The organism is Ensifer sp. EB106-03-01-XG145, from assembly GCF_058792075.1.
In genome coordinates, this window is record NZ_JBYTEC010000024.1 from 45,257 (window position 1) to 54,897 (window position 9,641).

Sequence of the window (9,641 nt, forward strand, 5' to 3'; positions counted from 1 at the left end):
TGTGACGCACACTGACGCAAGTGGCCGGAATCTTGCTTCTCCAGATATTCCGCCAGTGTTAGAAATCTCGCAATCGATCGGGTCGCCGGATTGGAACGGACGCTCCAAAGCAACTCATAGCTCCGGGAACAACATGGAAAATTACGACGTAATTATTATCGGAAGCGGGGTTGGCGGAAGCGTAACGGCCCGTAGACTTGCTGAGAATGGAGCGCGCGTTCTCATACTTGAGCGCGGCGATTTCGTGCCACGCGAGCCGGAAAACTGGAGCGTCGACACGGTCTTCTTTCAGAAGAAGTACAAAGCCAAAGACACCTGGCTCGATCGAAAGGGTAACCCCTTCGATCCCGGAGCTTGTTACAATGTCGGCGGATCGACCAAGTTCTACGGAGCAGCCCTATTCAGGCTGAGAGAGAGGGATTTCGAGACACTTGAACACAAGGGCGGCATCTCACCTGCCTGGCCTATGAGCTACTCGGAAATGGAGTCCTATTACGACGAGGCGGAGAGAATGTTCCGCGTGCACGGGGACGATACGGGAGACAAGACCGCGCCGCACCGTAACGGGCCTTACCCCTTCGGCCCTGTACCCTCTGAACCAGTCGTCGCACACTTGGCGGATCGGCTGCGCAGCCAGGGTATTTCGCCGTCGGCCATGCCGAGTGGCGTGAATTCCGGGACCGCTGGAAGCTGCATTCTCTGTAGGACCTGCGACGGCTTCCCTTGCAAGATCGGACAGAAGAACGACGCAGAGACATGCGCGCTCGAGCCCGCGCTAGCGACAGGGAGAGTCGATCTCAAGACCAATACCTTCGCACGGCGCATCGTTCTGTCGGGGGACGGCAGGAAGGTCGAGGCCGTCGAGGTAGAGGAAAAGGGTGAGACAAAACGCTATTCGGCCCCGCTATTCGTGGTGTCGTGCAATGCGGTCAATTCGGCTGCGTTGCTCCTGCGCTCTTCCAGCAGCGCCGCGCCAAAGGGCGTTGCAAATAGCTCGGACGTCGTGGGCCGCCACTACATGGTCCACAACCAGACGGCGCTCATGGGCCTATCGCATCGGATCAATTCGACGAAGTTCCAAAAGACGTTGGCAATCAACGATTGGTACTTCGGCGACACGGATTTTCCTTGGCCGATGGGACATATGCAGATGCTGGGCAAGCTCCAGGGCGGCATGCTCACAGCCAACGTGCCCTACCTCCCGAAATTCTTGGGCAATGAGATGGCACGGCACGGCATGGACTGGATCGCGTTGTCGGAGGATTTGCCGGACCCGAACAACCGGGTAACCCTCGAGGGCGGTCAGATCAAGCTGGCGGTAACGCTCAACAATATGGAGGGCCACCTCGAGCTGGTAAAACGTATGAAGCGTGCGTTGGAGCGGGCGGGCTACCCAATCGTCGTCACAAAATCGCTCGTGGCGCATGCGACGGCTCATCAATCCGGCACCGTGAGAATGGGCAGCGACCCGGCAACATCAGCGCTCGACCAGTATTGCCGCACCTGGGATCACCCGAACCTCTTTGTGATCGACGCGTCCTTCTTCCCTTCGTCGGCGGCCGTAAATCCTGCACTCACGATCGCAGCGCAGGCGCTGCGTGCGTCTGACCACATCCTTGCGACGGAATTCAAGAAGGCTGCTTAGTCGACCGTACTGAGATATTGCTGGACCTCGGTGGGGATCGACCGGTCCCCTTTTTCCAGCGTGGTCACCCTATCCAAGTGTTCGCGCTTTAGCAGGCCAGGCCCGCGGAAATGCATCGCGACTTTCGTCGAGTAAGGCGGGCGAAGCATCGTCTCCGCAATTCCGCTCGTGATCCCCATCAGGAAGCTCTTAGAACTCCGCTGAACCGGAGCGTAGATTCCAAACGTCATCTCGTTTTTCTGAACGGCCTCGAAATCCAGCGAGAAGAGCCGCCCGCCCAAGGGAATGGTGAAGCCGTGATATTTGAAGACGAAATCTATCTTGTTCTGGTCTTCGAGATTGGGAAAGCGCTCGATGTAGTAGTGCTGCAGGAAGTCCCGGTTCCGGTAGATGCAATAGGCCGATCGTAGCACCTTGCCCTTGTAGATCGTCGAGTACTGATACCGATCGTACACCCCCACATACTCGTCTCCGGCCGTATTGTCCGCAACCAGCAACGTGTCAAGGAAAGCCGCCATCTTCTCGGAACCCCGCAAGGTATCGATGGCATAGAAATAGTTGCCCTCCATGAGGGTGCGAAACTCTTCAGGGTCGGCGAACAGCACTGACCTGCTGAGCCCGAAGAAATTCGCGATCAGACGTTGGTTCTGCATCGACGGCAGGTGAAGACCAGACAGGTACTTGTTGAACTGCTGCCTGTTTATGTTGATTTTCCGGCAGATGCTCGAGACCGTACCTTGGCGTTCGCACAAAAAGCGCAGGTTCGCGCCGAAATTCTGGGTCTGTAAGGAATCGATGACTTCGGTGTTCACTAATGCGCGCCCAGGGTGCTTCACTACTCCTACCGAGAATGCGTCAGTTTGCGCCAAGTTTCAAGGGCCTGCGAAATTGTCCGCGACAGATCATTGGACCACTCTGCCCCGAACGAAATGAGCCACTCTTCCGACGATGGCGGAGGTCTCGGATCAAAAGCGGGATATTGCTATGATAAGACATCTGAAACGGCCTCTGGCCGAGGCGTCAAATTTCCATGACGAAGCCGTTACGACTGCAGTCCAGAACCTTATTGCCGATGTCGAGGCTGGTGGTGACGAAGCCGTCCGGAAACTGGCTATCCGTTTCGATGGTCTCGACCGGACGAGTTATCGCCTCACGAAATCGGAGATCGACGCCTGCGTGAACGGCATCACGTCTCAGGAACGTGAGGACATCGAGTTCGCACAGGATCAGATCAGAAATTTTGCTCAAGCCCAGCTCGACACAATGGCGGAGCTGGAAGTTGAGACGATGCCGGGCGTCGTGCTCGGCCACAAGCATGTTCCCGTCGACAGCGTCGGTTGCTACGTCCCCGGCGGCAAGTATCCACTGCTCGCCTCCGCTCACATGACTGTTCTGACGGCAAAGGTCGCGGGCTGTGACCGCGTTATCACCTGCGCTCCTCCATTCAAGGGCGCTCCAGCACCCCTGATCGTCGCTGCCCAGCATCTTGCGGGTGCTGACGAAATTTATGCTCTGGGTGGTGTCCAGGCCATAGCCGCCATGGCTATCGGCACGGAGACAATCAAACCCGTCAGTGTTCTCGCCGGCCCGGGCAATGCCTATGTAGCCGAGGCGAAGCGTCTCCTTTTCGGCCGCGTGGGCATCGACCTCTTCGCAGGGCCGACCGAGGTCCTCATCATTGCCGACGACACAGTGGATGGTGAACTCGTTGCAACCGACCTGCTCGGGCAGGCAGAGCACGGCACCAACTCGCCCGCTGTCTTGATCACCAATTCCGAAAAGCTCGCGAAGGACACATTGTCTCAGATCGACCGTCTTCTGGGCATCCTTCCGACGGCGGCGATTGCGGGTGAAGCATGGCGAAACCACGGCGAAATCATCGTGTGCGACAGCCGAGAAGAAATGCTGTCGGAAGCCGATCGCGTCGCTTCCGAACACGTCCAGGTAATGACGAGCGATGACCAGTGGTTTCTGGACAACCTCAAGAACTACGGTGCTCTTTTCCTCGGCGCTCGGACGACGGTCGCATATGGCGACAAGGTCATTGGAACCAATCACACGCTGCCCACCATGCGGGCGGCGCGTTACACCGGTGGCCTTTGGGTCGGGAAGTTCGTCAAGACCTGCACGTATCAGAAAATCCTGACCGATCAGGCTTCCGCACTCGTCGGAGAGTACACTTCCCGCCTCTGCATGATGGAGGGATTTGCCGGGCACGCGGAACAGGCGAACGTGCGGGTTCGTCGTTACGGGCATCGGAATGTAGACTATGCGACCGCCGTTGAGCCGATCGCAGGGCAGAAAAACTGGAGGTAACGAAATGAAAATGGACAAAAAAATCGAAGGGGTCGATTCTTCGCGCGAGATGACTGGCGGCCAGATCATTGTTGACCATCTTATCCGCGAAGGCGTTACGCACGTCTTCGGTATCCCGGGCCACGGCGACACGGCGTTGATGGACGCCTTCGTCGACCGCAAGGAGGAAATCAACCTGCTGCCGGCCATGCACGAGCAGAACGCCTCGCACATGGCGGACGGCTTCTACCGTTCGTCAGGCAAGGTCGCGGCGGTCGTGACCTCTATCGGTCCGGGTGCAACGAACACCTTGACCGGTATCGCAACGGCTTTCGCCGACTCCCTCCCGCAGCTCGTCATTACGGGTGGCGTTCACACCTACATGATGGGCCGTGGAGTGCTTCAGGAGCTCGACCGTCCCCACTCGGACAACTTCCCTCGGATGGCTGAACCGGTGGTGAAGCGGTGGTTCAACCCGAGCCACGTCGAGCAAATCCCGAACATGATGGAGCAGGCCTTCAACAGCATGCTGGAAGGCCGCATGGGTCCCGTGCTCATCAACATGCCACAAGACATCCAGGCCGAGACCGGAAACGTGGTCATCAATGACAGCAAGAAACGCCGGACCGCAGCGCGCACCTACGGCGATCCCGCCTACATCGCCGAGGCGGTCGAGTTGCTTCTGTCGGCCGACCGGCCCGTTATTCTCGCGGGCGGCGGCGTTATTACCGCCGAGGCGACCGAGGTTCTGCGTGAGATCGCCGAATTCCTTGGCGCGCCGGTGACCACGTCGTTCATGGGCAAGGGGTCGTTCCCGGAAGACCACGAGCTGTTCGCCTGCGCATGCGGTGACCTGGGGTCGATTCCGGGCAATGCGATGACACGCTCGGCGGACGTTCTCCTGGCGATCGGCTGCCGCTTCTCCGACCGCATCACCTCGTCCTACCAGCCGGGGGTCACGTTCGACATCCCGAAGACCAAGCTCATCCAGGTCGATTTGGACGGCTTCGAGATCGGCAAGAACTATCCTGTGGAAGTCGGAATCGTTGGCGACGCCAAGGCGGTCCTATCGGTAATCCTTGCCGGCCTCCAGGAGAAAGGCAAGCCACGGAACTACAAGAACAGCGCGCAGTTCAAGGAATTGCTGGAACGCAAGGTGGAGTGGGAAGAATTCCTCCGCCCGCTTCGAACGGCCAATGTGCAGCCAATGACCGCCTCCCAAGTGCTCGTCGAAGCCCGCAAGGCACTCCCGCGCGATGCGATCGTCGTAACCGACAGCTCCAACCCGCAGAACCAGGTCTTCAACGAGTTCCCGGTATACGGCCCGCGCCAGCACATAACCCCCGGCGGCATGTCGGGCATTGGTTTCGCCCTGCCGGCCGCCATCGGCGCGAAGCTGGGGAAACCCGAGGCTCCGGTATGCGCGGTTTTCGGCGACGGCGCGTTTCTGCAGACGGGTACCGAGCTGGCCACTGCCGCCATGCTTGGCACCGCGGTCGTCTTTCTGGTGATCAACAACGGCGGTTGGGGCGCGATCCGCAATCTCCAGCTCAACATGTTTGGCGAGGACCGTGAGATCATCACGCAATTCAAGACGCCGGACGGCGAACCTTGGATGGCTGACGCCGCGGGCGTGGCAAAGTCGTTGGGCTGCGAAGCCGAGCGGGTGACCGATCCGGCCGAAATCGGCCCGGCCATCCAGCGAGCTCTCGCGTCCGGCAAGCCCTATCTCATCGACGCTATCTGCGCGATCGAGCGTCCATACTCCAACATGCACGTGACCGGTTGGTGGGACATCACCGTCCCTGCGTATCTCGGCGATCTCCGCGCCAAGTATGTCAAGGGTCGTGGCTTCTGATGAAGAAGGGCCAGCCAGCTAGGCTGGCCCGACACCTTAGCGAGGGAAAATGACGCAGGAAAATCGCACACGGCCTTTGAGTTTCAACGGCACCTTCGTAAAGGCCCACATGGTCTATGACGCCCGGAACTACACGACGACGGGCGTCGTCACCAATCTCTCGGACGAGCCGATGTACATCGCCGGCGAGCCGATTGGCGTCATTCCGCCTTGGCGTTCAGTGATCCTCAAGGACGGGATCATCACCAGTGGCAAATGCGCCTCAGTTGTACATGTCCCCAATGACATCAACCTTGGCGGCGTAGTTCTCGACGGTTGGAAATGGCTTGGCGAGACCGTGCCGGAGTTTCCGAGGCGCACACCGCTCTACATTTCGCCCAAGGACGTAGTCGCACGCGTCGAACTGAACCCTTGGAAACTTTCCAACAGTCCCGAACCCAGGGACGAACTCCAGCAGTTTGACATTCAGCTGAACCTTTGGTGGGCGCCTGCGCGCACGGACGCAGTGATCCACAACACGCATTCCTTTATCGAACTGCACACGCAAATTTTCGGCCATGGACGCATCCAGTTGTTCAAGGATGAAGCAGGCAAGGAGATGTATCGCGAGATTAGCGCTTCGCCAGGCGATACCCACGATCCCATCGTCTGGGTAGTCGACAAGCGCACCTTCTCCTACCCGTGGCACCGAGGCTGGACAGATACCGAGTGCATCTGGATGGCGATTGAGTTCCACCCAACGGCCTAATCGGGGCCCAAGTGCGAATTCCTGGTCCAGATTAGTAAGACGGACACTTTTCATAGTCGGAGGGTCTAACGTGCCCACATTGGTGCAGCTCTATTCGTCCCGCAACGTGCTATCCCAAACCGAGGCGCTCGACCGGATAGCCGCGGCTGGATACGACGGCGTAGAGGGCTGCTGGCTGAACTTCGAGGATCCTGCCGCTTTCCGGAAAGAACTCGATCTGCGCGGACTGGCGATGCCGCAGGCTCATGTTCCGCTGGAAATGCTGGAGAATGAGTTCGGTCGCGTCATCGATCTGACCAAGCACCTCGGCATCTATACTGTGATCGCGCCATGGCTGCCCGAGGGTGAACGGCCATCGAGTACGGATGGCTGGCGAAACCTCGGCGAGCGCCTCGATCTTATCGAGGGCAAGCTCCGCGCGTTGGGCCTCCGGTTCGCTTGGCACAATCACGATTTCGAACTCATCTCCCTGCCAGACGGACGCACGCCGATCGATATCCTTTTGGAAGCCGCGCCGGGGATGGATTGGGAGGTGGATGTGGGCTGGATACTGCGTGCCGGCCAGGATCCCGTCCGGTGGTTGACGTCCTATGCAGGGCGGATCGTCGCCGTTCATCTCAAGGATATTCGGCCCGACACCCTCGAAGAGGGATGGGCCGACCTGGGTTTCGGTGAGAGCGATTGGTCCGATGTTTTTCGAACGCTCCGCGCCCTGCCGCGGCTGGCGGCACATGTTGCCGAGCACGATGCACCCCTCGATTTTTCTCGCTTCGTGTCCCGTTGGAAGATCGCCCATGATCGCTTGTCTGTGCTTCGCCGCGACCGGTCCTTCGAGGGCTTCACCCATGTGACGCTGAAGGTTCGCGACCTCGATACTCAACTCTCGTTCTACGAGCGCGTAATGGGTTTCCGCGAGATGTTCCGGTTGCCGAATGAAGATTGCTCAGTGTTCCTGGTCTATCTGCGCATCAACGATCGCCAATATCTGGAGCTGTTTCCTGGCGCGATCGGGGAGCAAGCTCCGAACCCCGACGCACGTGGTTATCAGCACATCTGCCTTGAGGTAGCCGATGTCGATGCCACGGTAGAGACGCTGCGGGCTCGCGGAGCGCGGATGTGCTTGTGGCGCAACGATCTGTCCGGAATCTACGAAGTGAACGGAACCGCGATCACGATGGGACGGGATGGCAATCGACAGTCGTGGATCAAGGATCCGGAGGGCAACCGCATCGAACTGATGGAGTTGAACTTGGCCGGCATGCAGTACGGCGCCATGGCTGCGCGCCTGTCGACCAGCATCCGATGACTGATCTAACAAGGATGGGGCCAGAAATGTTGTCCGCGGCCAAACCGACGCGACGTGTCCAAGATTCGCTCGGCGACATCGATGTTCCCGTAGCAAGCTACTATGGCGCGCAAACTGCTCGGGCAATCGCCAACTTCCAAATATCCGGAATATCGATCGGTCATTATCCCGTCTTCATTCGTGCCATGGCATATGTGAAGAAGGCCGCGGCTCTCGCAAATGTCGAGCTCGGCGATCTCGACCTCGACAAGGGCTTGGCCATCGTCGCGGCGTGTGACGACATCGCCGACGGCATTCTGGCCGACCAATTCACTGTCGATGTGTTTCAAGGCGGCGCAGGAACCTCCACGAACATGAATCTCAATGAGGTGATCGCCAACCGCGCGCTGGAGCGACTGGGGCGTCCAAAAGGTCGGTTCGACGTCATCCATCCCAACAACGACGTCAACCTTTCGCAATCCACCAATGACGTCTATCCAACGGCCATCCGTCTTGCGCTGCTTCTCAGCTACGAAACCCTCGTATCGGCGCTCGACGAGCTTTCGACCGCATTCGAACTGAAGTCGGCCGAGTTCTCCGACATTCTGAAACTCGGCAGGACGCAGCTACAGGACGCTGTGCCAATGACGCTCGGCCAGGAGTTCAAGGCATTTGCGGTAACGCTGCGCGAAGATATCCAGCGCCTCGCCGAGGTGTCATGTCTCTTGAAGGAGGTCAATCTCGGCGGTACCGCGATCGGAACGGGGATCACCGCCGACCCGCGATACGCGGCCTTGGCGCTGGCGAAGCTCCGCGAGGTATCCGGGGTCGATCTGAAATCGGCGCCCGATTTTTTCGAGGCCTGCTGGGACACGGGCGTGTTCGTGCTTTTTTCCGGGACCCTGAAGCGGACGGCCGTCAAGCTTTCGAAGATATCGAACGACTTGCGACTGCTTTCGTCCGGGCCTCGAGGAGGACTAGGCGAAATTCATCTGCCGCCGATGCAGGCCGGATCGTCAATAATGCCCGGAAAGGTCAACCCTGTTATCCCGGAAGTGGTCAACCAGGTTGCCTTCCAGGTCATTGGCTCGGACCTCGTCGTGACGCTCGCAGCCGAGGCAGGGCAGCTCCAGCTCAATGCCATGGAGCCCGTCATCGTCTTCAACCTGCTGCAATCGATCTCGATGATGGCGAATGCGGTCCGGGCGCTCGCTTCCAAATGCGTCGTCGGCATTACGGCGAACGAAGCGCGCTGCCGGGAGCATCTCGAGTCCAGCACCGCTCTCGCGACAGCCCTGACCCCTCTCATCGGCTACGAGAAGGCCGCGGAGATAGCCGCGGTAATCTTAAGCAGCGGCCGTCCCATACGGGGGCTCCTGGAGGAAAAAACTACGCTCGCCTCCGATCTCATCGATCGCGTGCTCGACTCCAAGGCGCTCGTCAGCCCAACTCGGTTTAGGTCGCCGACGACTGAGCGATAGCCGCGATGCAATCAAAGCGTTGGAAGGGAAGACCTACCCGGCCGCGCCAGTGACCGGGCAATGTCGATGATGTCGTCGCGAGACGCCGTTGGGTCTTCCTTATTCCAGGCAACACCGAGCCCGATCTTGAGATCGACGCCACGCACGGGTCTGAGCTCGAAGTTGCGGTTCGGCAGATCCTTCGTCCATTCCGGGGCAAAGCCGATGCCGAGGCCGGCCGAAACCAGCGACACCAGCGAGAAGGTGTCGTCGCAGCTCACATGAGGATTTTGACGTCAAGATCGATCATCAATACATAGCGTTCTTTCTCCCATTTCTTGCAAACCCGT

7 protein-coding genes and 1 pseudogene are annotated in these 9,641 nt (G+C 59.0%); 6 read left to right on the forward strand and 2 right to left on the reverse strand.

From position 1 onward, the window contains the following. Positions 1 to 133 precede the first annotated feature (133 nt). Positions 134 to 1,645 (forward strand): GMC family oxidoreductase, encoded by a 1,512-nt coding sequence (locus tag AC3WWH_RS30440; RefSeq protein WP_058323992.1) that lies wholly within the window; start codon positions 134 to 136, stop codon positions 1,643 to 1,645. Here AC3WWH_RS30440 and AC3WWH_RS30445 read toward each other — a convergent pair. Continuing rightward, positions 1,642 to 2,457 carry a helix-turn-helix domain-containing protein gene (locus AC3WWH_RS30445; RefSeq protein WP_058323993.1) on the reverse strand — a complete coding sequence of 272 codons (816 nt, stop codon included), beginning with the start codon at positions 2,455 to 2,457 and terminating at the stop codon, positions 1,642 to 1,644. The two genes, AC3WWH_RS30440 and AC3WWH_RS30445, sit on opposite strands and share 4 nt — an antisense overlap. A gap of 172 nt (positions 2,458 to 2,629) precedes the next feature. Here AC3WWH_RS30445 and hisD point away from each other — a divergent pair, with 172 nt between their 5' ends. The 5 genes from hisD (at position 2,630) to AC3WWH_RS30470 (ending at position 9,312) form a co-directional block, all read left to right on the forward strand. Beyond that, the gene (gene hisD / locus AC3WWH_RS30450) at positions 2,630 to 3,961 is read left to right on the forward strand and encodes a histidinol dehydrogenase (RefSeq protein ID WP_058323997.1); all 1,332 of its coding nucleotides are present in this window, start codon (positions 2,630 to 2,632) and stop codon (positions 3,959 to 3,961) included. Beyond that, on the forward strand, positions 3,915 to 5,798 hold the full coding sequence (locus AC3WWH_RS30455; RefSeq protein ID WP_492377426.1) for a thiamine pyrophosphate-binding protein: 1,884 nt from the start codon (positions 3,915 to 3,917) through the stop codon (positions 5,796 to 5,798). The genes hisD and AC3WWH_RS30455 overlap by 47 nt, the downstream gene beginning before the upstream one ends. A 49-nt stretch (positions 5,799 to 5,847) precedes the next feature. Further along, entirely contained in the window at positions 5,848 to 6,546 is a 699-nt protein-coding gene (locus AC3WWH_RS30460) for a hypothetical protein (RefSeq protein WP_063891527.1), read from the forward strand. 70 nt (positions 6,547 to 6,616) lie between these two features. Then, on the forward strand, positions 6,617 to 7,852 hold the full coding sequence (locus tag AC3WWH_RS30465; RefSeq protein ID WP_156433192.1) for a VOC family protein: 1,236 nt from the start codon (positions 6,617 to 6,619) through the stop codon (positions 7,850 to 7,852). A 26-nt stretch (positions 7,853 to 7,878) separates the two neighbouring features. After that, entirely contained in the window at positions 7,879 to 9,312 is a 1,434-nt protein-coding gene (locus tag AC3WWH_RS30470) for an aspartate ammonia-lyase (RefSeq protein WP_113398789.1), read from the forward strand. An 11-nt stretch (positions 9,313 to 9,323) separates the two neighbouring features. Here AC3WWH_RS30470 and AC3WWH_RS30475 read toward each other — a convergent pair. Next, a pseudogene (locus AC3WWH_RS30475) lies at positions 9,324 to 9,584 on the reverse strand (LysR substrate-binding domain-containing protein); the annotation flags it as partial. Between the last annotated feature and the right edge of the window lie 57 nt (positions 9,585 to 9,641).

What these genes read in the sequence shown, in the direction of transcription:
- AC3WWH_RS30440 (WP_058323992.1), top strand. Translation starts at nt 134, where the DNA reads ATGGAAAATTACGACGTAATTATTATCGGAAGCGGGGTTGGCGGAAGC.
- hisD (WP_058323997.1), top strand. Translation starts at nt 2,630, where the DNA reads ATGATAAGACATCTGAAACGGCCTCTGGCCGAGGCGTCAAATTTCCAT.
- AC3WWH_RS30455 (WP_492377426.1), top strand. Translation starts at nt 3,915, where the DNA reads ATGCGACCGCCGTTGAGCCGATCGCAGGGCAGAAAAACTGGAGGTAAC.
- AC3WWH_RS30460 (WP_063891527.1), top strand. Translation starts at nt 5,848, where the DNA reads ATGACGCAGGAAAATCGCACACGGCCTTTGAGTTTCAACGGCACCTTC.
- AC3WWH_RS30470 (WP_113398789.1), top strand. Translation starts at nt 7,879, where the DNA reads ATGTTGTCCGCGGCCAAACCGACGCGACGTGTCCAAGATTCGCTCGGC.